The organism is Mitsuokella sp. AF33-22 (assembly GCF_003475755.1).
Classification (GTDB): Bacteria; Bacillota; Negativicutes; order Selenomonadales; family Selenomonadaceae; genus Mitsuokella.
The window spans coordinates 87,205-110,180 of the sequence record NZ_QRQA01000006.1 but is presented as its reverse complement, the minus strand read 5'-3'; the positions used below and the strand labels follow the sequence as shown (position 1 = coordinate 110,180).

The window sequence follows — 22,976 nt, the reverse complement described above, 5'->3', positions numbered from 1 at the left end:
CTTTATCCGCCAACGGTCCAAAGGGTCCAGAGCATTTTCCCCCTAAACACAAAAGGAGATGCCCATGAAGACATCTCCTTTTTAATTTAATAGCCTTTAAACACATCGCTATGTGTTCCTGTTCTGGCCAATACTAAAATCAACCGTTCTTCTACAATTTTGTATACCAGCAGCCAGTCTGGCTGGATATGACACTCTCGAAAGCCGGCATATTCACCCCCGAGCGCATGATCGCGATATTTCTCTTCCAGCGGCTCACAGGCTTGAAGCTTGTCAATCACGTACTTCAATAGAGACATGTCAGAGACATGTCCATGTGGCGCTTCTTAGCCCGTTTGATGTCGCGTTTGAACTGCGTGTAGAACTGAATCTCCAGCATCATATGCCCAAATCCTTATAGAGTGTATCCGTATCATGATACACCTTGCTTAATCCGACACCGTCATTGATGTCACGAACGGCCTGATGCAAATCATTCGGACGATCCACGATATCAAAGGGGATTTTCCCCTGAATATCAATCTGATGGAGCAGCAGATTCACGGCCCCGCTCGTCGTCAAGCCCATCCGTTTCAGTCTCTGGTCGACACGATGCTTCAAAGCCTCGTCGACGCGTACCTGCAGTAAAGCTGTAGACATATCATTCACCTCCATACTTATATTGTATCGCAATTACATTGTAATGACAAGAACATACAAAGCTAAGCATGTGTCAAGATTTTAGAGAAATGGACTGAGCCGTGAGCGTGGGGGAGCGCCCAGGAACGAAGATAGAAAGCAGGATATCCGGCACGCTTGTCGAATTAATATTTGATTAACATGTACGTGATAGGATGTGACAAAATGACCGAATCCCGATTCCAGTTTTTGCAGGGGAATTTCCCCGGGCTCTTTGCGCTTTGTGACGAAGCCGGCCAGGCGGCCGATGCGCATGCTGCTTTATTGAAGGCGAGAATGGCACTTGAACACATGGCCAAGGACCTCGGGGCGACGCAGCGGGACCTGTTCAGCAATATCAACGAGCTCAACGACCTGGGGATACTCGATGCCAAGCGCAGCAGGCTGTTCCATCAGGTCCGGCGCATCTCGAATCTTGGTGTCCATGAGGGAAATGAGATTGCGGCAGCGGACAGAAAAGCCTGTCTGGATGCCCTGTTTGAGATAACCCTGTGGTATGCGATTTCCTTCAAGAAGCGCCGCTATGAACTGGCAGCGTTTGAAACCGCCGATATGGGGCTGGTGAAGCAATACCAGAACAATCAATCGTCGGAAGGCGGGGCTCCGGCCTCATCCGGGGCGGCGCCGGACATTTTCTCGAACAGCATCGATCCCCTGCAGATCGACGGGGACTTTTCCCGCCAGATGGAAAAGAACCAGGAAACGGATGAACTCGCGCAGGACGTATTTGAGACGGACGAAGAATATGCGAGGCGGATTGCCGCCATGCCGAAGGTCCATCTGGGCTACGCGATCCTCGACGCCAGACGGCAGGACGGCTATACGAAGATTGTCTTCCCGCTGCACCACATCGACCGCAACGACAGGATCCACTTCTCCAACAATATCCGTGCTTTTTATGCCGAGAACATCACGGGTCATGACGTCGTCGACGATGAACTTGTGGGCGGTCTGCGCGTTTTCGACAAGAAGGTCTATTGCGATTACAATACCATTGCGCTGAAGCACGGCACGGAAGAAATCCCCATGCACCCCGTCTGCTGGGAAAAATTCCCGTATGAAACGGAACGCGATTTGCAGGACCGCATGGAAAAAATGCCCGTCCTGCCCCTGGGCCTCTGCCTGCCGGACCGCAACAGCTACGACATCCACACGCAGCTGCTGACCTTTGACGTAAAGCCGTTCGCTTATGTGAAAGAAAAGCTCACGTCGCCGAGCATCAGCCTGAAGCTCGACCGGGATATCGCCAGGAACATCTGCGCCGGAAATCGTCCGTACCGGATATTCGGGCAGCTCAAAGGCGACAAGACATCCTTCATCTTGTGGGATAAGGAATTCGGCGTATTTTATGACGAGCTTCATGCTCATGGCCACAAAGGAAAGCAAACAAAGGAACGGCCGCAGGAACGGTCAGAGAAATTTGCCGTGCCGGACGAATCGATAGAAGAGCTGCTTCGGCTTGGCGAGATGTATCTTGAGGGACAGGGCGTCCCGAAGAGTATCCGCAAAGGCCTGCAACTTTACAAGAAAGCGGCAGCACAGGGCTCGCTGGAAGCACAGCTCGCGCTGGGGGAACGCTATCGCCAGGGCATCGATGCTAAAAAGGATGAGCAGGAAGCGTTCCGCTGGTATTGGCAGGCAGCAGGCCAGGGCAATGCGGATGCTCAATTTCAGATTGGTTACGCGTATGATCATGGACAAGGCGTGCCCCAAGACGATGAAAAGGCTGCGGCGTGGTACCGGAAGGCCGCAGAACAAGGCTATGCTGCCGCGCAAAATAATATTGGCTGTTCGTACTATTACGGGCGGGGCGTCGAACGAAATTATGAAGAGGCGATGAAGTGGTTCCAGAAAGCGGCACGACAAGGCAATGCTGCTTCTCAAACCTGGCTTGGTTATCTGTACGATAATGGTCGTGGCGTGAAGCAGGACTACAAAGAAGCCATGACGTGGTACCAGAAGGCTGCCGCCCAAGGTGACACCTCTGCTTTCTATTGGCTTGGTCTTTTATATTATTGGGGAAGGGGCGTGGAACAAGATTACCAGGAAGCCATGAGATGGTACCGAAAAGCAGCAGACCAGGGCGATGCTGCTGCACAAAACTGGATTGGCTATCTGTATGATCAGGGCCAAGGCGTGGAACGGGATTATCAAGAGGCCATGAAGTGGTATCAAAAGGCCGCCGCCCAAGGCAATACTGCTGCTCAAAATAATATTGGCAATCTATATTATTGGGGGCAAGGAGTAGAGCAAGACTACAAAGAAGCCATGAAATGGTATCGGAAGGCAGCCGCTCAGGATAATGGTTTTGCTTTAGAAAGCATTGGCAATTTGTATTATAATGGCCGAGGAGTGAAGCAAGATTATCAAGAAGCCATGAAGTGGTATCAAAAGGCCGCTGCTCAAGGCGATGCGTCTGCTCAACAGGATATCGGGTATTTGTATGATCAGGGCCTAGGGGTAAAACAAGATTATGGTGAGGCCATGAACTGGTATCAGAAGGCCGCAGCGCAGGGCAATGCCGCTGCCCAAAATAATATCGGTTATCTGTATCATTATGGGCAAGGGGTAAAAAAAGACTACAAAGAAGCCATGAAGTGGTATCAAAAGGCCACCGCCCAAGGCAATGCTGCTGCTCAAAATAATATTGGCAATCTATATTATTGGGGGCAAGGAGTAGAGCAAAACTATGAAGAGGCCATGAGCTGGTACGTAAAAGCAGCAGAGCAAGGCAACGCTTTTGCCCTGAACAGCATCGGTAATTTGTATGCGAATGGCCTGGGTGTGAAGCAGGATGATCAAGAAGCCATGAAATGGTATCAAAAAGCAATGGAGCAGGGGAGTGATACTGCCAAAGAAAACCTGGCACGGCTGCAGGGAAAATTATCCAATCCCGCTGCCAAAACGGATGCTGAAACGAAAAAGAAGTCTTCGGGATGCTTTATCACGACGGCCGTGTGTCAGAGCTTTGGCAAGCCCGACGACTGCTACGAGCTGACGATGTTCCGCCGGTTCCGGGACAACTGGCTGACGAAGCAGCCGGATGGAGAGGCCCTGATCGCCGAATACTATGCGATTGCACCGGCTATCGTGAGCCGCATCGACGGACTGGCACATGCCGCTGACATCTACCAGCAGATCTGGCGGCAGTATCTTTCCCCGTGCCTCAGGCATCTGGAACAGGGCGAATATAAAGCCTGTAGGGTACGATATATCGCAATGGTTCGCACGTTAAAAACCAAATACTACCGAAACGTTTATTGACTGAAGGGCAAATCTTTCACCGAGAAAAGCTTTGCATCAGACTATGTAATATGATATACTAAGCTTGATCAAGAAAACGTCTATGGAAGTAGACGAAGGCCCTAGGGTGGCACACCCCTAGGGCTTTTTTGTATAAAAACAGCCAGCTCAGACAAGCCAAGCTGGCTGCACACAGGCTAGAACGTATTGCTGCTACCGCTCTAACCATTTCTGAATGCCGTACCAAATGGCACACGATACGACACCAGCAAGAACGGACATCAAGAAAACGTCCATGCTCACGAAGCAAACCTTCTTTCCGTTTCCGGCATAGAGGCAGCAACGAAACTAGTATATCATAGAGAACTCGATATAGTATATAAGAAATTCGGATCATCCATAATGTCAAAGGATAAAGTTTGCTGCTATGTGTAACAAAAATCACAGTCAAAAACGGGATTTCGTAATAAAATAATACGTAATACGAAAAAGAACATCCTCCGAGCGAAAGCATCTAAAGCCTGGCCATGATGCTGAGCCTGGGCGCGGTTGCGTCCACAGGGTTTGGGGAGAAATCCCCGGGCCTTCCGTGTTTGAAAAGGAGCGAAGTGCACCCCTGTCTTGTGGGATTCGGGCTGCCCTTGCGCGTATAACGGAGGGGCAGTCTTTTTTGCGTGTGTTTACCTCAAGACGCGAAAAGGGGATTTTGGTATGAAAAAGTTTTTGGTCCTGTGTGTATCCGCCTTGATGCTGCTCATGGCGGGCTGCGGCGGAGAGCAGGCGTCGGCGCCGGCAAGCGGCAAGGCTCCGGCGAAGGACGCGCAGCCGGTGGAGCTGCACGTGGCTGCCGCCGCGAGCCTGACGGACGTGATGAAGGAGCTGGCCGACACCTACGAAAAGGATCATCCCGGCGTCAAGCTCGTGTTCAATTTCGGCAGCAGCGGCGCGCTGCAGCAGGCCATTGAGAACGGTGGAGAGACGGACCTCTTCTACTCGGCCGCCCAGAAGCAGATGAATGCCCTGCAGGACAGCGGCAATCTCGTTGAGGGCACCCGCAAGGACCTGCTGGAAAATGAAGTGGTGCTGGTGGTGCCGAAAGAGGGCGGCAAGGATATAAAGTCCTTTGAGGACCTGATCCGCAGCGACATCCAGCATGTGGCGCTAGGCGAGCCCAAGGGCGTCCCGGTCGGGCAGTACACGGAGGAAATCCTCAAGAAGCTCGGCATCCTGGATCAAGTGAAGGCCAAGGCCGTCTACGGCTCCGATGTGCGTCAGGTGCTGTCCTGGACGGAGACGGGCGATGCTGACTGCGGCGTGGTCTATGCCACGGATGCGGCCGTTTCCGATAAGGTGAAGGTGGCCGCCAAGGCCCCTGCGGGCTCGCACAAGCCGGTCATCTATCCAGCTGCCGTCATCAAGGGGACGAAGCATCCGGACGAGGCCAAAGACTTTCTCGCCTTTACATCCTCGGATGCGGCCAAGAAGATCTTTGAGAAATATGGCTTTACGTGCAAGTGAGCACGGCACGGACGGGCAGGAAATCGGCAGGGCCGGTTTCTTGCCTGTTTTTGCTGGATGTAGGAGAGTCGAGGGAGGAACATATGGAACTGGATGTTTCCATCCGCAAGAGGCTGCGCGACTACGAACTCAGCGTGGATTTTGCGGTCAAGAATGAAGTCTTTGCGCTCTTGGGGGCCTCGGGCTGCGGCAAGAGCATGACCCTCAAGTGCATTGCAGGCATCGAGCGGCCGGATGAAGGGCGCATCGTGCTGAACGGGCGCACGCTCTTTGACAGTAAGGCGGGCATCAATCTTCCGCCTCAGCGGCGCCGGGTGGGCTACCTCTTCCAGAATTACGCCCTGTTTCCCAACATGACCATTGCCGAGAACATCCTGTTTGGCGCGGTGGGCAGTGAGGCGGAAAAAAGAGCCAAGATGCAGGACAGCCTAAAACGCTTTGACCTTCAGGGGCTGGAGGATGCGTATCCGTCTGAGCTTTCCGGCGGGCAGCAGCAGCGGGTGGCCTTTGCCCGCGTCCTGTCCTCGGCGGCTGAACTGCTGCTCCTCGATGAGCCCTTTTCGGCGCTCGACAGCTTCCTCAAGTGGCAGATGGAGCTTGAGCTCATGGACCTTTTGCAAAGCTATGACGATGCGGCCATCCTCGTCTCGCATGACCGCAATGAGGTGTACCGCCTGGCCAGCCGCATCGGAGTCATGAACCGGGGCCGCTTTGAGGCCATGAGCGGCCGGCATGAGCTCTTTCATCAGCCACAGACGCTGGCGGCGACGCTTTTGACTGGCTGCAAGAACGTTTCCTCTGCCCGCCGCGAGGGGGAAAAGACGCTGCGGGCGGAGGAGTGGGATCTTTCCCTGAAGGCGGCGGATGAGGTGCCCGCGGGGCTGAAGTACGTCGGCCTGCGCGCCCATTTCCTCGCGTACCGGCAGGGGCCGGGTGAAAACACCTTCCGGATGGAAGTCATGAAGGTCATCGAGGATACCTTTTCGTATCTGGTCATGGTGCGCCGGGCTGGCAGCAGGGGAAAGCCCATCCGCTGGGAAGTCGACAAGGATTTCTGGCAGTCGGCAGCGGGGCAGGAGCTTTATCTGTACTTCCCGCCTGAGCAGTTGATTCTCCTGGAAAGGTGAGGTGTGTTATGGAATGGAGTCCTCTGATTGTAACGCTGCAGACGGCTCTTGCCGCCACCTTCATCACCTTCTTTGCCGGCATCGGCGCGGCCTACGGGGTCACGCGGCTGCGGCACGGGCAGGGGGTGGCCGATGCAATATTGACGCTGCCCATGGTGCTGCCGCCCACGGTGGTCGGCTTCTTCCTGCTGCTGGCCTTCGGCAAGCGCAGCACGATCGGGCAGTTTCTGCTGCAGTTCGATGTCTCGCTGGTCTTCACCTGGAAGGCAACGGTAATCGCCGCCGTCGTCGTGTCCCTGCCGCTCATGTACCGGACGGCGCGGGGCGCCTTTGAGCAGCTCGACCAGAATATCCTCTATGCGGCCAGGACCCTGGGGATTTCCGAGTGGCGGATCTTCTGGCATGTGCTGCTGCCGAATGCCCGGCAGGGCATCCTCGCGGGCGTGGTGCTGTCCTTTACCCGGGCGCTCGGGGAATTCGGCGCGACCATCATGTTCGCCGGCAATATCCCCGGCGTGACACAGACCATGTCCACGGCCATTTACGCGGCCGTGCAGGCCAATGATTACGATCTGGCCTTCCAGTGGGCCGTCTGTCTGGTGATCTTTTCGCTGGTGTTCGTGGTGGCCATGAATGCCTGGCTGTCCCGCCGGCGCGGACGCTGAAGCGTGTGTTTTAGATGAAGCGTGTGTTTTAGATAAGGAGAGATTTTTTATGAAAGAAATACGGGTGGAAGAGGCTGTCGGCAAGGTGCTCTGTCATGACCTGACCCAGATCATCCGTGGCGTGACGAAGGATGCGCGTTTCCGCAAGGGCCATGTGATACAGGAAGAGGATATACCGGTCCTCCTCTCCATGGGCAAGGACCACATCTTCGTCTGGGAAAATGACGGCACAAAACTCCATGAGAATGAAGGCGCGGAGATCCTGCGCCAGCTCACGCAGAACCAGGGCATGGCCGCCTCAGAGCCCAAGGAGGGCAAGATCGAGCTGACGGCTCAGCATGACGGCGTTTTCCATGTGGATGAGGAGCGTCTCGCGGCCATCAACGGGATTGGCGATATCGCCATTGCCACCATTCCCCAGCATTTCCCCGTGAAGAAGGGTACGAAGCTCGCGGGCATGCGCGTGATCCCGCTCGTCATCGACAAGGAGAAGATGGAGGCGGTGCGAAAGCTGGCCGGAGACAAACCGCTCATGGAGCTTCGCCCGTACCGGAAGATGAAGGTCGGCGTGGTCACGACCGGCACAGAGGTCTTCGCGGGCCGCATCAAGGATACGTTCACGCCGGTCATCGCTGCCAAGCTGAAGGCCTTCGGCCTGCAGATCGATGAACACCGCCTCTCCGATGATGTGATGGAGCACACGAAGGCGAAGATCGAGGAGCTCCTGGCACTCGGCATGGATATGGTGCTCTGCACCGGCGGCATGAGCGTGGACCCGGACGACCGGACGCCTGCGGCCATCCGGGCCGCCGCGAGCCGCGTGGTGACGTACGGGGTGCCGGTGCTGCCCGGCGCCATGTTCCTGCTGGCCTATTGGGAGAAGGATGGCCGGCGCGTGCCGATTGCCGGCCTGCCGGGCTGCGTGATGTACAGTCCGGCCACGATCTTCGATCTGGTGCTGCCGCGGCTGCTGACGGGAGAGGACATCCCGAAAAACGATCTCGACCGCTTGGGCGTCGGGGGTCTCTGCATGGGTTGCAAACCCTGTCATTACCCCTTCTGCAGTTTCGGAAAGTGAGGTGTGGTCATGGAAGACATTACGCTTGAGCAGGCGGTGGAGCTGCTGCTTCGGCACAGTCCACAGCCGCAGAAAGAAGCGGTGCCCCTGACGGAGGCACTCGGAAGGATCGTGGCGGAGGATATACGGGCTTCCTTTGACAATCCGCCCTTTGACCGCTCGCCTCTTGACGGCTACGCGCTCATCGCAGCTGACACGGCGGGGGCCAACGCAGCAAAGCCAGCAAGGCTGAGGCTTGCGGGGGAGGAATGCGCCGGCGATTTCTACGCGGCTCGCGTGCATCCGGGTGAGACGGTCCGCATCATGACGGGCGGTGCCATGCCGCAGGGCACGGATGCCGTGATCCGTCAGGAGGATGTGAAGGTGGCAGGCGAAGAGGTGCGGATTCCCTATCCGCTGCGCCATCATGAAAATTACTGCTTCGCCGGCGAGGATATCCGCCGCGGGGCCGTGCTCGTGACGGCAGGCGAAACAATCACGGCCGCAAGGCTCGCCGTGCTGGCCAGCCAGGGCGTGGCGAGCGTGCCCGTCTGGCGGCGGCCGCGCGTGGCCGTGGCCAGCACCGGCGACGAGCTCGTGATGCCGGGCACGCCGCTCACCCCGGGCAAGATCTACAACAGCAACCTCTTTCTCGTAGCCGGCAGGCTTCGGGAACTGGGCTGCGACGTTGCGGTGATGGGTGTCGTCCCGGACGAGGCAGAGCCCGCGGCCAGGCGTCTGGCTGAAAAATCCGCGTGGGCGGACCTTTTGCTGACGACGGGCGGCGTTTCCGTCGGCAAGAAAGACATCATGCACGACGTGGTGACGTACATGGGCGCCGAGCGGCTCTTCCGGGGCGTGCAGATGAAGCCGGGGTATCCTGCCATCGGCTACCGGCTGAAAGCGGCCATGGGGCTGGCGCTCTCCGGCAATCCCTTTGCCGCCTATGCCACCTTCGAGCTCATTGCCCGCCCGCTCCTGGCGAAACTGGCCGGCCGCAGGGAAACGGCGCTGCCGCGCCGCAGGGCCGTCCTTTTGGACGCGTTCCCCAAGGAGAGCCGGGGACGCCGCTTCGTCCGGGCCTTTTACGAGGAGGGCAGGGTACGCCTGCCGGAGCAGCACGCTTCCGGGTCGCTCTTTTCGGCGGCGGGCTGCAACGCCTTCGTGGATATTCCGCCCGGCACCGGGAAGCTGGAAAAAGGTGCCGAAGTGGACGTCGTATTGCTTTAAGGAGATGAAGGATAAGGATGCAGGACCGTTTTCAACGAACAATCGAATACGTGCGGATCTCCGTGACCGACCGCTGCAATCTCCGCTGCCGTTACTGCATGCCGGAGCAGGGCGTAAGGAAGATGTGCCATGAGGACATCCTGCGCTTCGATGAGATCCTGCGAATCGTCCGGGCCCTTGCGGCGCTCGGCGTGCGCAAGGTGCGGCTGACCGGCGGCGAGCCCCTGGTGCGCAAGGGCATCCTGGACCTCATCCGGGAGATTCGCCGGGTGCGGGGCATCGAGGTCATTTCCCTGACCACGAACGGGGTGCTCCTGCCGGAGATGGCCGCAGATCTGCGCGCCGCGGGCCTGGACTTCGTCAATGTGAGCCTGGATTCGCTCGACGAGGAGACGTTCTCGTTTTTGACGCGCCGTCCCCTGCTCGGCCGGGTGGAAGAAGGGCTCAGGGCCCTTGAGGAGGCGGGCTTCCGGGATACGAAGCTCAACTGCGTGCCCCTGATCGGCGTCAATGAAGACGATGTGCTGAAGCTGGCGGAGCTTGCCAGAGAAAAGCCGATGAAGGTGCGCTACATCGAGCTGATGCCCGTCGGCTGTGCCTATGAGGCGGGCCTTCGGGGCATGCCGATGGACGAGGTGCGCAGGAGGCTCCAGGAGGCGTTTGGTGCGTTTTCACCGGTCCGGCAGGAGAAAAGCCTGCGGGGGCCGGCGGAGTACGTGCAGCCCGCCGGCTTTGCCGGGCAGCTTGGCTTCATCGACGCCATGGGTCATAAGTTCTGCCAGACCTGCAACCGGATAAGGCTCACGGCCGAAGGCTTCCTGAAGCTCTGCCTTCACGCGGGCACGGGGCTCGATGCAAGGGAGCTGCTGCGGACGGGGGCCGACGACAGGGCGCTCATGGAGGCGCTCTCCCAGGCCATTTACAACAAGCCGGCCGAGCATCATTTTCTGGAGGCAGGCGGGAAACAGGACAGCCGTTACATGTATCAGGTAGGAGGATAAACGAGAATGGGCGAAATCAAGGCAATTTGCATCAGCGAGAAGCGCGGCACGCAGAAGCATGCCGTGGAAGAGGCGCGCTTCATCACGGAGTACGGCATCGAGGGGGATGCCCATGCGGGGAACTGGCACCGGCAGATAAGCTTCCTGGGGCTCGAGGAGATCGAGGAGTTCCGCCGCCGCGGCGCGCAGGTAAAGCTCGGGGCCTTCGGCGAGAATGTCGTGGCGGACGGCTTCCGCTTCAAGGAGCTGCCCGTCGGCACGAGGCTGCGCTGCGGGCAGGTCTTCTTCGAGATCACGCAGATCGGCAAGAAATGCCACAGCCACTGCGAGATCTTCAAGCAGGTGGGTGACTGCATCATGCCGCGTGAGGGAGTCTTTGCCAGAGTCCTCCACGGCGGCACGATCCGGAAAGGGGACGTGCTGGAGCTTGCGGCAGGCCCCCTGCCGCTTGAGGCGGCCATCATCACCGCGAGTGACAAGGGCTCCCGCGGGGAGCGCGAGGACAAGAGCGGCGACACGGCCGAGGCCATGCTGCGCGCGGCCGGCTATACGGTATTGCACCGCGTCATCGTGCCCGACGAGAAGGCCGAGATTGCCCAGCAGATGAAGGACTTTGCCGATGAGGGCATCGCACTCGTCGTCACCACCGGCGGCACGGGCTTTTCCGTGCGCGATGTGACGCCGGAAGCGACGCTTGCCGTATGCGAGCGGCTGGCGCCGGGCATCCCCGAGGCCATGCGGGCCCTCTCGCTGAGGATCACGCCGCGCGCCATGCTGAGCCGGGCGGCTGCCGGCATCCGCAAGCGGACGCTAATCGTCAATCTGCCGGGCAGCGCCAAGGCCGTGGAGGAATGCCTGGGCTTCGTGCTGCCGTCTCTGCGCCACGGCATTGACATCTTACGCGGGGAGGCGGGCGAATGCGGGCGCAAATAAAGGAACTGAAGGCACTGGAGGAACTGAAGGAATTTTGCCCAGACGACGCAGCCTGCCGGGATGTCGCGCTTACGGATGTCACGCTGCTGATCATCGCGGGCGGCCTGAGCTCCCGCATGGGCCGCGACAAGCGCTTTTTGCAGCTCGGCGGCACGGGGCTCCTCGAACGCATCCTGCAAAAAGCACGAGCTGAACACTTTCCTGCCATCATCCTGTGCGTGGAAGAAGAGGGGCCCGAGCTCCGGGCCCTGGCGGAACAATACGGGGCCTCTCTGTGCCGCGACGATGTTCCGCGCCAGGGACCCATGGCGGGCCTCGCCGCGGGGCTCTCCCGCATGGCGACACCCTGGGCGCTGGCTTTATCCTCCGATATGCCCTTCTTCGACTTTGCGGCCGTCCGGCCCCTGCGCGAAGCATGCCGGCCTGGAACGCAGGCCGTGCTGCCCGTCGCGGGCGGCCGGCGCCAGCCGCTCGCGGCCTTCTACCATCAGTCGCTCGCTGAGGCGTGCCGGGCCGCCCTCCGGCGTGGCGAGCACCGCCTGTGCCATCTCATCGAGCAGACGCCGCATCTCGACGTGACAGTAGAGCATGAAGACGCCACGTTCTTCAATGTAAATACGCCGGCTGACCTGCGCCTGGCCCGTGGACGCATCGCCAATGAAACGAGGCGCGTGCCGATCGTCTCCATCGTGGCCCCGGCTTCGGGCACGGGCAAGACCACGTTCATCGAAAGGCTGCTGCCCAGGCTCCTTGCGCACGGCCTGCGCGTCGGCGTGGTGAAGAGTGACGCCCACGGCTTCCAGCTGGACCAGGAGGGGAAGGACAGCTGGCGGTTTACACGGGCCGGGGCCACAGGCGTGGCGGTCGTCTCGCCTGCCGGCTGGGTGCTGATGCAAAAGACGCCGGCACGTGCTTCTTTGGAGCAGGTGGCTGCGAAGATGGAGGGCATCGATTTGCTGCTCTCGGAGAGCCGCACGCATGGCACCTGTCCGGCGCTTTCTCTCTGGCGCGGCCGGGCGGAGCCCATGACGGGAGACGACGTGGCGGCCGTCTTTGCCAAAGGGCTTGCGCCCGGCAGCCTGCCGGGCGTGCAGCAGTTTGATTTGGATGATACAGAGACGGCAACGAAGCTTTGCCTCTTTTTGATGGGAGGAACTCACATGAAACAGGAAACGGGCGGCAAGCTCAATCATTTTGATGCACAGGGTCAGGCCATCATGGTGGACGTGGGCGAAAAGCCCGTCACCCAGCGCACGGCCGTGGCGAGCGGCAGGATCTTCGTCAACGAGGCGGTCTACCGGGCCATCACGGAGGGGACGGCCAAGAAAGGGGATGTGCTGGGCGTGGCCCGGCTCGCGGGCATCATGGCCGCCAAGCGCACGAGCGACATGATCCCGCTTTGTCATCCCCTGTTCCTCTCCAAATGCAGCGTGGATTTTGACCTGCAGCCGGAGGATCGGGCTGTCAAGGCCACGGCCTGCGTGAAGACGAGCGGCCAGACCGGCGTGGAGATGGAGGCCCTGCACGCCGTCAGCGTGGCCCTGCTGACCATCTACGACATGTGCAAGGCACTCGACCGCCGCATGGAGATCCGGGAGATTCACCTGGAGCGCAAGGAGGGTGGCAAGAGCGGCACCTTTATCGCAGCGGCCGACGACTGACCGGACGGCACGCTGCTGCTGATGATCAGGCCAGCGCCAGGCTGCAGCGCCTGCTTGGTGGCCTGGCATCTGCTGCCGATAAAAAACGAGCTGTGAAGCGGGGAACTCTTGAAGAGTCCTGCTTCACAGCTCGTTTTGTTTTTTGCTTTTGCCTTGTCCCCGCCGGTCTGCCTCAGCAGATCAGCAGCAGATTGTCAGCCGATTGGCCGTCTCAGCAGCGGATGCCGGAATTTTTCCTGTCGTAGAAGTACCAGGTGATGACGATCGTGCTGACGGTGAAGGCAATGAGAATGTAGAAGGCCGGCGTCACGCTCTGGTAGCTGCTGTAGGACCAGCCGAAGATCTTCGGGATGAGGAACGCGCCGTACGCGGCGATGGCAGCCGTAAAGCCGGTGACGAGGGACGAATGGAACGGATTGTTGAAGATGTACGGGATCATGCGGAAGGATGCGCCGTTGATGAAGCCCGTCGTGAGGAAGAGCAGCAGGAAGGAGCTGAAGAACATCGCGAAGTTGTGGGACTGAATGCCAAGCAGCGTCACGATGCTGGCCGCGAGCATCACGAAGAGGGAGATGATCGTCACGCGCGAGCCGCTGCCGATCTTGTCGGCCAGCCAGCCGCCCACGGGGCGTATGCCGGCGCCGATGAAGGGTCCGAGAAATGCCGCCATGGAGAAGGAGACATCGGGGAACTCCTTGGCCACGAGCAGGCCGAGCGCGGCGGAAAAGCCGATGAACGAGCCGAAGCCGCAGGTGTAGATCCAGCACATCAGCCACGTGTGCTTGTTGCCGAAGATGGAAAGCATGCTCTTGGGGCTCTGCTTCGGAAGCGGCAGATTATCCATGAAGAGCCAGATGAGGACCAGCGTGATGACGGTCGGCACGGCCCAGAAGTAGCAGACGTTCTGCAGGTAGATCATGGAGCCGTTCGCCGTCGGCAGGCCCTCGCCGAAAAGCCCCGAAAGGTTCCAGCCGAGCAGCAGCGGCGCCGTCAGGTAGATCAGCGAGACGCCGAGATTGCCCACGCCGGCATTGATGCCGAGCGCCAGACCCTTGTGGGCCTTCGGGAAGAAGAAGCCGATGTTGGCCATGGAAGCGGAGAAGTTCGCGCCGGCGATGCCGATGAAGGCCACGAGCAGGACGAAGGTGTCGTACGACGTGCTCGTATCCTGCAGCGCGCGTCCGAGCCCGATGATGGGCAGGAGCAGCAGGGCCGTCGTGAGCAGGGTCGAGTTCTTGCCGCCCATGAGGCCTGGCAGATACGTGTAGAACAGGCGGCCGGTCGCGCCCACGAGTCCCGGCAGGGACGCGAGCGTGAAGAGTTCTTCATCCGTGAAGTGGAAGCCGGCGGTGTTCAGCTTGGCGGCAATGGTGGCCCAGAGCGTCCAGACCACGAAGGACAAGACCAGGGCCCAAGTGGAAACGGCGAGATTCTGGTTGGCAATCCGCTTGCCGTATTTTTCCCAGAAGGTCGGATTTTCCGGCTCCCAATGCGCAAGGATTTCCTTGCGGGAAGGATTTTCGCCCAGAGCGGCGAAATTCTTATTAGAATTTGACATTTTATTATCACCGATCCTTTGCTGTATGTCTGATTGATGAATTGACAGGTTCCGATCGTGACAGAAAAGCGAGTCGGACGGAATGAGGTATGTATATGGAATCATTAGTTCGGCAGCTCTACGAACTGCCTGGCAAAGTCGTCACGCTCCATGATGGAGAATATCTGTTTCACGAGGGGGACCCTGCCAAGTACTTTTACATCGTGAGGTCCGGGCATATCTTCATCACGAAGTATGCCTCGAGCGGCCGGGTCCTCTCCCTCAGGCTGGCCTCGCGCAGCAGCATCATCGGGGAGCTGCCGCTCTATCAGGCGGAGCCCTCCTATATCTTCAACGCCGTCGCGCAATGCGCTTCCGAGGTCTATGCCATCGAGTTTCCCGTGCTGCAGAGCTATCTGGAAAAGCGGCCGCAGCTGGCGGTGAATCTCCTGAAGATCATCAGCAACCACATGCGCAAGCAGCACAGCAAATTCCGGGACCTCCTGCTTTACGGCAAGAAGGGGGCGCTGTACTCCACGCTCATCCGCCTGGCCAACAGTTATGGCCAAGACGAAGACGGCGGCGTGCTGATCCCCGTGCCGCTGACGAACCAGGAACTGGCCAATTACTCCGCCACGGCCCGGGAAAGCCTGAACCGCATGCTCGGTGAGCTCAAGAAAGCGGGCGTCATCGAGTACCGCGGCCATCTGCTCTTCATCAAGAATCTTGATTATCTCAAGAAGGAAATCCAGTGCGAGAACTGCGGCCGCGAGGTCTGCAACATCGAATGACCTGGCACAATCCGGCATGACCAGAAAAACAGCGGTGGCATCCAACGAAGGATACTGCCGCTGTTTTTGTCATGCGTCACTTCTTTCGGTAGATGATGTTGCTGCGGAAGAGGTATTCAAAGGGGAAACTGAGACAGTGCACGAGCCTGGTGAACGGGAAGAGGATGGCGGTCAGCATCCACATCAGCATATGAAATTGGAAGATGGGCGGTACACCTGTCATCAGGCTGGTATCCGGCTGCAGCATCAGCACGGAGCGGAACCACGGCGAGATGGACTCGCGGTAGTCGAAGCCGCCGGGGATGTTGGAGAGCGTGCCGAGCGTTCCCGACAGGATGGTGAGGAACAGCACGAGGTAGAGGACCTTGTCCATGCCGCTCGTGTTCACCTTCATGCGGGCGCTGCCGGCGAAGCGGCGCTTCATCAGCATCAGGAAGCCGCCGAGGAAGAGCACGGCAGCCGGCAGGCCGCCGGCCAGGCTGATGAGATGGTACATATGCTCATCCGTGCCGGCCGCCTCCGTGACGAATTTCGGCACGAGGATGCCGATGCAGTGGCCGCCGAAGGCCATCAAAAGGCCGATGTGGAAGATCGGCCCGGACCATTTGAGGTCGTGCTTGGACAGGAACTCGCTGGATTTCGTCGTCCAGTTGCGTTCAAATACGGTGTAGCGGACAATGGTGCCGGCCACGAAGATCGTCAGTGCGATATAGGGCAGTACGCCATACAGAAAGGTATTCATGCCGTCGCCTCCTTCAGTTCATCGGCTTCCGTCAGGACGACGTCCAGCAGGAAGGTGTGAGCGAGCTTGGCTTCGAGGAATCGCTGGCGCAGAAGCTCGATTTTGGGCCTGGCCATGGCGAGGACCTTGCCGGCCTGCCCTTCGGGGATATTGGCCGTGAGCTCCAGCAGGGCCGGCAGGAAATCCGGCAGCTCCTTGTCAAGGTCAAAGCCGTTCGCGAGGAACAGGGTCTTGAATTCCAGCATCTCGCGGGCCTGCTTGCCGAAGTCCGTGCGGTCGTGCATGGTCAGGTAGAGATTGGTGTTGCTGGAAAACTCGAAGGTGCGCACGTAGAGCTCTTCATACGCCTTGTGGCCCATCGCCTCGATGTAGTCGAGCAGGTCAATCATGGCCTGTTTGTTCTGCCGGTTCTCAAGGGCCCCGAGCGCCTGACGGCACTCCGGCAGCCCGGACCACCAGTCGTCATCGGGGTAGGCGAAGAGATACGCGGCCAGTATCAATGTATCCTGATATTCGTTTGTCTTGTTCATCATCAGCATCCTCCAGGACAGTGGTAGCCGCAGCTTCCCTGCAGTTCTCTGAGTTTGTCGTGTGTCTCGCCCTGCAGGCCGGCGGGAATATTGAAGCGTTCCTTGTACTTGGCGATGCCAAGCAGCCGGTACATGGCAAGATACGTCTCGTCCGGGTATTCGAGGCTGCGGGAAAGCGCCTCGCCCGTCTCGCGGCTGCGCATGAAGCAGCGCATATCCAGCAGGCGCTGGAGGACCTTCGAGACGGTTGCCGTGTTGCCGGCGGCAAAGAGCTCGGCAAGATAGGCGAGCGGGATGCGCATTTCCTCGACGGAGGGCAGGTACACATCCGCCTCGACCCGCCGCGTGATGGGCGAAAGAGGCGGCACATACCAGACCATGGGCAGCGTCCGGTACTCGGGATGAAGCGGCAGCGCGATCTGCCATTCCTTGATCAGGCGGTAGACCGGGGAGTTCTGCGCGGCTTCCAGCCAGTTCTCGGAGACGCCGTCCCGGCGCGCGGCCGCGATGACTTCCGGATCGTGCGGGTCCTGGATGATATCGAGGACGCTCTGGTAGATTTCCTCTTTGTTCTTTGTGGAGGCCGCCGCCTTCACCTTGTCCATGTCGTAGAGCAGGACGCCCATGTAGCGCATGCGTCCGACGCACGTGTCGCTGCAGACCGTTGGCAGGCCGCTCTCGAGGCGCGGGAAGCAGAAGATGCACTTCTCGGCCTTGTTGGTCTGCCAGTTGAAGTAGACCTTCTTGTACGGGCAGGCGGGGATGCAGTGACGCCAGCCGCGGCAGCCGTCCTGCGATACCAGCACCACGCCGTCCTCGTCGCGCTTGTAGATGGCGCCCGACGGGCAGGCGGCCACGCAGGCGGGGTTCAGGCAGTGATTGCAGAGGCGCGGGAGATACTTCATGAAGAGATCGTGGAACTCCATGGCGATATCGCCGCCCATGTTCTGCAGGTTGTAGTCCTGGCGGGCGGACTGTCCGTCGGCCAGATCATCCTCCCAGTTCGGGCCCCACTTGATCTCCATGCGCTTCTGCGTGATCAGGGAACGCGGACGGGCCACGGGCTGATGATTCTTGCGCTTGGTCGTGATGAGCGTCTCATAGTCGTAGGTCCAGGGCTCGTAGTAATCATCCATCTCGGGCTGGTCCGGGTGGTAGAAGAGCTTGGCAAGCCTCTCCACCTTCGAGCCGGAGCGCAGGCGCAGTTCGCCGTTCTTGAGCTCCCAGCCGCCCTTCCATTTTTCCTGGTTCTCCCAGTGCTTGGGATAGCCGATGCCGGGCTTGGTCTCCACGTTGTTGAAATACATGTATTCCGCACCCTGGCGGTTGGTCCAGACATTCTTGCAGGTGATGGAGCACGTATGGCAGCCAATGCACTTGTCAAGATTCATGACCATCGAAATCTGTGCTTTAATCTTCAAGCCAATCTACCTCCTCCAGCTTTCTTGCCACGACATACATATCGCGCTGGTTGCCCGTCGGGCCGTAATAATTGAAGCCGTAGCTGAGCTGGCCGTAGCCGCCGATCATATGGGTGGGCTTCATGTGGATGCGGGTCGGGGTGTTGTGCGTGCCGCCGCGCGTGCCGGAAATCTTGCTGCCGGGCACGTTGATGTGATTGTCCTGGGCATGGTGCATGTAGACAACACCGCGCGGCAGTCTCGGGGAAACGACGGCTCTTGAAACGACCACGCCATTGTGGTTGTAAAGCTCGACCCAGTCGTTGTCGTGGACGCCGATGTCGGCCGCATCCTTTTCGTTGAACCAGACAGTCTGGCCGCCGCGGAAGAGCGTCAGCATCTGCTGGCTGTCAAAGTACATGGAATGGATGCTCCACTTGTTGTGCGGCGTCAAATACTTCAAGGTGATCTCCTTGGTGCCGCCGAGCTTGTTTTTGATGGGCATGTAGTCGAGGATGGGTTTATAGATGGCCATCGTCTCGCCCAGCTCGTGCATCATCTCATGGTCGAGGAAGAAGGACTGACGGCCCGTGATGGTGCGGAAGGGCACGCGCTCCTCGACGTTGGTCGTGAAGGGCGTGTAGCGGCGGTTCTGGTTGCTGCCGGTGAAGGTCGGCGACGTGATTGTCTCGCGCGGCTGCGTTGCGATCTCTTCAAAGGTAAAGCGCTCACTCTCGCGGTCCTTGGCCAGGCGCGCGAGATCCTCGAGGCCCGTTTCCTTCTCGAGGGCTTTCCAGGCCTTGACGGCAACCTTGCCGTTCGTCGTGGTGGAAAGGCCCATGACGGCGTCCGCAGCCTGCTTGGCATCCTCAATCGAGGGCATGCCGTAGGACAGGTAGTCCTTGTTCGCGATGATGCCGTTGCGCTTGCGGATCTCGGCGTAATCATCGCTCGAATCCCAGGTCATGGACATGCTGCCCATCTTCTCCGACACGCCTGGTCCCAGGGCAATCCACTTCTCGTAGACCTTGGTGAAGTCGAGTTCGGTTTCGATGAGGCCCGGCATGGTCTTGCCGGGGATGGGCTCGCACTCGCCCTTGCTCCAGTCGCGGATTTTGCCGCCTGGCTGGGCGGTTTCGCCTTCGCTGTCATGCTGGATCGGCATGGCCACGACGTCGTGGTAGGGCTTGACCTCGGCTTCCTTCGCCACTTCCGATACCTTCTTGGCCAGCGTTTTGAAGATGTCCCAGTCGGTCTTTGCTTCCCAGAGGGGATCGACGGCTGCCTGGAAGGGATGCACGAAGGGGTGCATATCCGTGGAGGAGAGGTCGTCCTTCTCGTACCAGGTCGCGGTCGGCAGGACCACGTCGGCGTAGAGGGCGGAGCTTGCCATGCGGAAATCGAGGTCGACGAGCAGGTCGAGCTTGCCGTTGGCTGCGCCTTCCAGCTGCTCGATCTCCGCCTTCTCCCGCCATTTGATCTCCTGCGGGCGGTTCGGGCCTTCCTCTTCCGAGAACAGGCTGTTCTTCGTGCCCAGCAGGTACTTGAGGAAGAATTCATGGCCCTTGGCGGAGGAACCGATGAGGTTGTTGCGCCAGATGAAGAGGTTGCGCGGGAAGTTCGCGGGATTGTCCGGGTCTTCCGCGGCAAACTGCAGGCTCTTGTCCTTGAGGCTGTTGACGATATACGTCTTCACATCGACCCCGGCGGCTTTGGCTTCGTCGTGGAGCTGCTGGCCGCCCTTGTTGAAGGTGGGGTAGGACGGCAGCCAGCCGAGGCGGGCCGCCATCACGTTGTAGTCGCCGGCATGGCGGTAGCGCGGCGTTACGCCCTCAGCCGTCAGGTCTGCCACGTCGACTTCGTCGCTGCGCCACTGGTCCGTGGCGAAATAATAGAAGGAGGTGCTGTTCTGCAGGCGCGGCGGCTTCTTCCAGTCGAGGCCCGTCATGATGCGCGCCCAGCCCTCAGCGGGGCGCAGCTTCTCCTGGCCGACGTAGTGAGCCCAGCCGCCGCCGTTGCGTCCCTCGGCACCGACGAAGAGCAGGAGGTTGAGGATCGTGCGGTAGACGACATCGGCATGGAACCAGTGGTTGATGCCACCGCCCATGATGACCATCGTGCGTCCCTTGGTCTTGAGGCTGTTGTCCGCGAACTCTCTCGCCGTGTGGATGACCGTCTCCATGGGGACGCCCGTGTATTTCTCCTGCCATTTCGGCGTGTAGGGGACATCGTCCTCGTAGGAGCTCGCCACTTCGCCGCCGATGCCGCGGTCAACGGCATAGTTGGCGAGGGTCAGGTCGTAGACGGTCGTCACGAGGACGCTGCCTTTGGCCGTCTTGATCTTCTTGGCCGGCACGGCGCGCACGAGCGTGCGATTTTCGCGCTCGTTGCCGAAGTAGGGCAGCTCGATCTCCACGACATCATCGCGGGAATTGAGGACGGAGAGCTGCGGCACGATGGCTTCGCCCGTGTCGCTGTCCTCTTCCTTGAGGTTCCACTTCGCCTTGCGGTCCCAGCGGTCGCCCATGGTGCCGTTGGGGACCACGAGTTTGCCGGTCTTTTCATCGATCACGTAATGCTTGAAATCGGCGTGCTTGTCGCTGCGTCCCATGTCCTCTCCGTTCAGGAAGCGCGTCGCCTGATACTTGCCGTCTTTGCCGGCCTCCAGGCGCACGAGGAAGGGGAAGTCCGTGTACTTGCGCGTATAGTTTACGAAGAATTCGGCCGGCTCACCCCAGTAGTATTCGTTGAGGATGACGTGGCCCATGGCCATCGCCATGGCGGAATCGCTGCCGACTTTCAGCGGGATCCAGGTGTCAGCCACGGCGGTGGATTCCGCGTAGTCCGGGGCAATGGAGACGACCTTCGTGCCCTTGTAGCGCGCTTCGATCAGGAAGTGGGCATCGGGCGTGCGGGTCTGCGGGACATTGGAGCCCCAGGTGATGATGTAGCCCGCGTTGTACCAGTCCGAAGACTCCGGCACATCCGTCTGATCGCCCCAGATCTGCGGGCTTGCAGGCGGCAGGTCGGCATACCAGTCGTAGAAGGACAGTCCGGCGCCGCCCATGAGCTGCATGAAGCGCAGGCCGGCCGCATAGGAAAGCATCGACTTGGCCGGGATGACCGAGAAGCCGAAATTCCGGTCCGGGCCGTACTTGACGGCCGAATGGATCATGGAAGCCGCCACGATCTCCGAGGCCTCTTCCCATGTGGAGCGTACGAAACCGCCCATGCCGCGGGCCTCTTTGTAGCGCTTCATCTTGGCCGGGTCATTTGCGATGCTCTGCCAGGCCGCGAGCACGGTCTTGTGGCTCTTCCTGGCTTCGCGCCAGAGCTCCGCCAGCTCGCTGCGCAGGTACGGGTACTTGATGCGGTGCGGGCTGTAGAGATACCAGGAGAACGAGGCGCCGCGGGGGCAGCCGCGCGGCTCGAAGTCCGGCATGTCCGGCGAAGTCTCCGGGTAGTCGTGGATCTGGTTCTCCCAGGCCACGAGGCCGTTCTTCACGTAGATGTTCCAGCTGCAGGAGCCGGTGCAGTTGACCCCGTGGGTGGAGTGGACGCATTTGTCAAAGGACCAGCGGTCACGGTAGGTGTTCTCCCAGTCGCGTCCGCCGGCATTGAGCTGCTGATGCCCACTTTCGGAATGTTCTTTCGGAACAAGGTACATGAGTTTTTTGAAGATATTGCTCACGCCAAAATCCCTCCTCAAAAATGATCATGGCAATTCATGTTGTCTATCATTTTAGCGCAGTTGCGTATTCTTTCATGTGATAAACATCACTGTTTTGGCAGGGATTTGTCATTTTTCTAAAATTTTGTGAGAAAAATTACAGTCAGCCGGGTGAAGAATTGGGTAAAATGGAGGTGGATAAAGATGAAACTCGATAAGATGAAGCTCGATAAAAGGAGAACCATACATGCAGCGTTATGTAAAAGTGAGACAGGCCTATCGGCGTGTCGGCAAGCTGTCTTCCCGCTATGACGGCATGATGACCAACAGCTCCCTGCTCGGCCATTGGGCCCTGCGCGTGTTCTGGGGCTTTTCGGAAGCCAATTACCAGCGATACATCCGCCAGGCCTTTGACGGGATTCCCGCCGGGTTTGACGGCAGGCTGCTGGAGGTACCCGTCGGCACCGGGGCGCTGTCGCTTCCGGTATTTCGCGATCTGCCGCGGGCGGATATCACCTGCCTGGACTTCTCGGAGGAGATGCTGCAAAAGGCACGGGAACGGGCGCTCGCCATGGATCTGTCGCGGCTGAAGTTCCTGGCTGGGGACGTTGGCAATCTGCCGTTTGCGGACGAGTCCTTCGATCTCGTGCTGTCCATTAACGGCTTCCATGCCTTTCCCGACAAGCCGGCGGCCTTTCGGGAGACGCACCGGGTTCTGAGGAAGGACGGAATTTTCACCGGCTGCGTCTACATCCGCGGGCAGAACGCCGTGACGGATCTCTTCGTCCGGACGTTCTGCAGCCAGCAGGGCTATTTCACGCCGCCCTTTGACAGCCTGTCCAGCCTGCAGGAGAAACTGCGGCTCCTCTACCGGCAGGTGACGGTCTCTCAGATTGGTTCCTTCGCCTGCTTCACCTGCCGGAAATGACAGGGCGCGAAACTGCCGCCTGACTCACGGATGACTTCCACGAGTGGGTCGGGCAGAGCCCCGACGAGGGGGAGGTGCTGCGCGCGTACAAATACGGCAGAACCATCGTCGTCTGGTATGATGGCCGCCGGACCATCTGCGGCCGCCAGGTCATGGCGCTCTGGCACACCTTCCAATGCTTCCAGGGAGACAAAGCGCTGCTGCCGTACCAGGAGGCGTGAGCGGCCATACGATGAAATAATGAACGACAAAAAGCGAGCGGCAC

Annotated in this window: 18 protein-coding genes, 2 pseudogenes and 1 riboswitch; of the genes and pseudogenes, 13 read left to right on the top strand and 7 right to left on the bottom strand. The window is 59.3% G+C overall.

All coding sequences use genetic code 11. The annotated features are described in order from the left end of the window. Positions 1 to 86 precede the first annotated feature (86 nt). Positions 87 to 382 (bottom strand): annotated as a pseudogene (locus DWZ54_RS05290) (type II toxin-antitoxin system YafQ family toxin). After that, on the bottom strand, positions 379 to 639 hold the full coding sequence (locus DWZ54_RS05285) for a type II toxin-antitoxin system RelB/DinJ family antitoxin (RefSeq protein WP_118016416.1): 261 nt from the start codon (positions 637 to 639) through the stop codon (positions 379 to 381). Before DWZ54_RS05285 ends, DWZ54_RS05290 begins: the two are co-directional and overlap by 4 nt. A 204-nt stretch (positions 640 to 843) precedes the next feature. On the opposite strand from DWZ54_RS05285, the gene DWZ54_RS05280 reads away from it, so the two are divergent. From DWZ54_RS05280 to moaC, 10 genes and pseudogenes are all read left to right on the top strand, one after another. Beyond that, positions 844 to 3,942, top strand: a complete 3,099-nt coding sequence (locus DWZ54_RS05280; protein ID WP_158573619.1) for a CFI-box-CTERM domain-containing protein — start codon at positions 844 to 846, stop codon at positions 3,940 to 3,942. A gap of 465 nt (positions 3,943 to 4,407) precedes the next feature. Then, a riboswitch (molybdenum cofactor riboswitch) is annotated at positions 4,408 to 4,541 on the top strand. 91 nt (positions 4,542 to 4,632) lie between these two features. Continuing rightward, positions 4,633 to 5,439: a molybdate ABC transporter substrate-binding protein gene (modA, locus tag DWZ54_RS05275; RefSeq protein ID WP_118474794.1), complete on the top strand. Its 807-nt coding sequence runs from the start codon at positions 4,633 to 4,635 to the stop codon at positions 5,437 to 5,439. 83 nt (positions 5,440 to 5,522) lie between these two features. Then, positions 5,523 to 6,566, top strand: a complete 1,044-nt coding sequence (locus DWZ54_RS05270) for a sulfate/molybdate ABC transporter ATP-binding protein (RefSeq protein ID WP_118474793.1) — start codon at positions 5,523 to 5,525, stop codon at positions 6,564 to 6,566. Positions 6,567 to 6,574: 8 nt separating this feature from the next. Continuing rightward, positions 6,575 to 7,231: a molybdate ABC transporter permease subunit gene (modB, locus tag DWZ54_RS05265; protein ID WP_118016412.1), complete on the top strand. Its 657-nt coding sequence runs from the start codon at positions 6,575 to 6,577 to the stop codon at positions 7,229 to 7,231. Positions 7,232 to 7,280: 49 nt separating this feature from the next. Then, on the top strand, positions 7,281 to 8,309 hold the full coding sequence (locus DWZ54_RS05260; protein WP_118474792.1) for a molybdopterin-binding protein: 1,029 nt from the start codon (positions 7,281 to 7,283) through the stop codon (positions 8,307 to 8,309). Between the two features lie 9 nt (positions 8,310 to 8,318). After that, a complete protein-coding gene (glp, locus tag DWZ54_RS05255) occupies positions 8,319 to 9,518 on the top strand; it encodes a gephyrin-like molybdotransferase Glp (RefSeq protein WP_118474831.1) in 1,200 nt (399 codons plus the stop codon). 17 nt (positions 9,519 to 9,535) lie between these two features. Beyond that, positions 9,536 to 10,519: a GTP 3',8-cyclase MoaA gene (gene moaA, locus DWZ54_RS05250; RefSeq protein ID WP_118474791.1), complete on the top strand. Its 984-nt coding sequence runs from the start codon at positions 9,536 to 9,538 to the stop codon at positions 10,517 to 10,519. Between the two features lie 6 nt (positions 10,520 to 10,525). After that, a complete protein-coding gene (locus DWZ54_RS05245) occupies positions 10,526 to 11,452 on the top strand; it encodes an MOSC domain-containing protein (protein WP_118474790.1) in 927 nt (308 codons plus the stop codon). Next, positions 11,437 to 12,462: pseudogene (gene mobB / locus DWZ54_RS05240) on the top strand (molybdopterin-guanine dinucleotide biosynthesis protein B); the annotation flags it as partial. The gene DWZ54_RS05245 and the pseudogene mobB, both read left to right, overlap by 16 nt. A gap of 150 nt (positions 12,463 to 12,612) precedes the next feature. Further along, positions 12,613 to 13,113, top strand: a complete 501-nt coding sequence (moaC, locus tag DWZ54_RS11910; RefSeq protein WP_199663264.1) for a cyclic pyranopterin monophosphate synthase MoaC — start codon at positions 12,613 to 12,615, stop codon at positions 13,111 to 13,113. A gap of 211 nt (positions 13,114 to 13,324) precedes the next feature. Here moaC and DWZ54_RS05235 read toward each other — a convergent pair whose 3' ends face one another. Continuing rightward, positions 13,325 to 14,671: an MFS transporter gene (locus DWZ54_RS05235; RefSeq protein WP_118474788.1), complete on the bottom strand. Its 1,347-nt coding sequence runs from the start codon at positions 14,669 to 14,671 to the stop codon at positions 13,325 to 13,327. Positions 14,672 to 14,760: 89 nt separating this feature from the next. Between DWZ54_RS05235 and DWZ54_RS05230 the strand changes: the two genes are divergently transcribed. After that, on the top strand, positions 14,761 to 15,441 hold the full coding sequence (locus tag DWZ54_RS05230; RefSeq protein WP_118474787.1) for a Crp/Fnr family transcriptional regulator: 681 nt from the start codon (positions 14,761 to 14,763) through the stop codon (positions 15,439 to 15,441). A gap of 76 nt (positions 15,442 to 15,517) precedes the next feature. Here DWZ54_RS05230 and narI read toward each other — a convergent pair whose 3' ends face one another. The 4 genes from narI to DWZ54_RS05210 are packed head-to-tail and all read right to left on the bottom strand — an operon-like array spanning position 15,518 to position 21,804. Beyond that, positions 15,518 to 16,183 (bottom strand): respiratory nitrate reductase subunit gamma, encoded by a 666-nt coding sequence (gene narI, locus DWZ54_RS05225; protein ID WP_118474786.1) that lies wholly within the window; start codon positions 16,181 to 16,183, stop codon positions 15,518 to 15,520. Further along, positions 16,180 to 16,716: a nitrate reductase molybdenum cofactor assembly chaperone gene (narJ, locus tag DWZ54_RS05220; RefSeq protein WP_199663245.1), complete on the bottom strand. Its 537-nt coding sequence runs from the start codon at positions 16,714 to 16,716 to the stop codon at positions 16,180 to 16,182. Before narJ ends, narI begins: the two co-directional genes overlap by 4 nt. Then, complete coding sequence (gene narH / locus DWZ54_RS05215) at positions 16,716 to 18,134, bottom strand: nitrate reductase subunit beta (RefSeq protein WP_118474785.1); 1,419 nt, start codon at positions 18,132 to 18,134, stop codon at positions 16,716 to 16,718. Before narH ends, narJ begins: the two co-directional genes overlap by 1 nt. Next, positions 18,124 to 21,804 carry a nitrate reductase subunit alpha gene (locus DWZ54_RS05210; RefSeq protein WP_118474784.1) on the bottom strand — a complete coding sequence of 1,227 codons (3,681 nt, stop codon included), beginning with the start codon at positions 21,802 to 21,804 and terminating at the stop codon, positions 18,124 to 18,126. Before DWZ54_RS05210 ends, narH begins: the two co-directional genes overlap by 11 nt. 226 nt (positions 21,805 to 22,030) lie before the next feature. On the opposite strand from DWZ54_RS05210, the gene DWZ54_RS05205 reads away from it, so the two are divergent. Then, entirely contained in the window at positions 22,031 to 22,711 is a 681-nt protein-coding gene (locus DWZ54_RS05205; RefSeq protein ID WP_118474783.1) for a class I SAM-dependent methyltransferase, read from the top strand. A 74-nt stretch (positions 22,712 to 22,785) separates the two neighbouring features. Then, positions 22,786 to 22,932 carry a hypothetical protein gene (locus tag DWZ54_RS11845; protein ID WP_158573618.1) on the top strand — a complete coding sequence of 49 codons (147 nt, stop codon included), beginning with the start codon at positions 22,786 to 22,788 and terminating at the stop codon, positions 22,930 to 22,932. Positions 22,933 to 22,976: the final 44 nt, after the last annotated feature.

Coding starts and splice junctions, on each gene's coding strand:
- DWZ54_RS05285 (WP_118016416.1), bottom strand. CDS start 639: ATGTCTACAGCTTTACTGCAGGTACGCGTCGACGAGGCTTTGAAGCAT.
- DWZ54_RS05280 (WP_158573619.1), top strand. CDS start 844: ATGACCGAATCCCGATTCCAGTTTTTGCAGGGGAATTTCCCCGGGCTC.
- modA (WP_118474794.1), top strand. CDS start 4,633: ATGAAAAAGTTTTTGGTCCTGTGTGTATCCGCCTTGATGCTGCTCATG.
- DWZ54_RS05270 (WP_118474793.1), top strand. CDS start 5,523: ATGGAACTGGATGTTTCCATCCGCAAGAGGCTGCGCGACTACGAACTC.
- modB (WP_118016412.1), top strand. CDS start 6,575: ATGGAATGGAGTCCTCTGATTGTAACGCTGCAGACGGCTCTTGCCGCC.
- DWZ54_RS05260 (WP_118474792.1), top strand. CDS start 7,281: ATGAAAGAAATACGGGTGGAAGAGGCTGTCGGCAAGGTGCTCTGTCAT.
- glp (WP_118474831.1), top strand. CDS start 8,319: ATGGAAGACATTACGCTTGAGCAGGCGGTGGAGCTGCTGCTTCGGCAC.
- moaA (WP_118474791.1), top strand. CDS start 9,536: ATGCAGGACCGTTTTCAACGAACAATCGAATACGTGCGGATCTCCGTG.
- DWZ54_RS05245 (WP_118474790.1), top strand. CDS start 10,526: ATGGGCGAAATCAAGGCAATTTGCATCAGCGAGAAGCGCGGCACGCAG.
- moaC (WP_199663264.1), top strand. CDS start 12,613: ATGAAACAGGAAACGGGCGGCAAGCTCAATCATTTTGATGCACAGGGT.
- DWZ54_RS05235 (WP_118474788.1), bottom strand. CDS start 14,671: ATGTCAAATTCTAATAAGAATTTCGCCGCTCTGGGCGAAAATCCTTCC.
- DWZ54_RS05230 (WP_118474787.1), top strand. CDS start 14,761: ATGTATATGGAATCATTAGTTCGGCAGCTCTACGAACTGCCTGGCAAA.
- narI (WP_118474786.1), bottom strand. CDS start 16,183: ATGAATACCTTTCTGTATGGCGTACTGCCCTATATCGCACTGACGATC.
- narJ (WP_199663245.1), bottom strand. CDS start 16,716: ATGATGAACAAGACAAACGAATATCAGGATACATTGATACTGGCCGCG.
- DWZ54_RS05205 (WP_118474783.1), top strand. CDS start 22,031: ATGCAGCGTTATGTAAAAGTGAGACAGGCCTATCGGCGTGTCGGCAAG.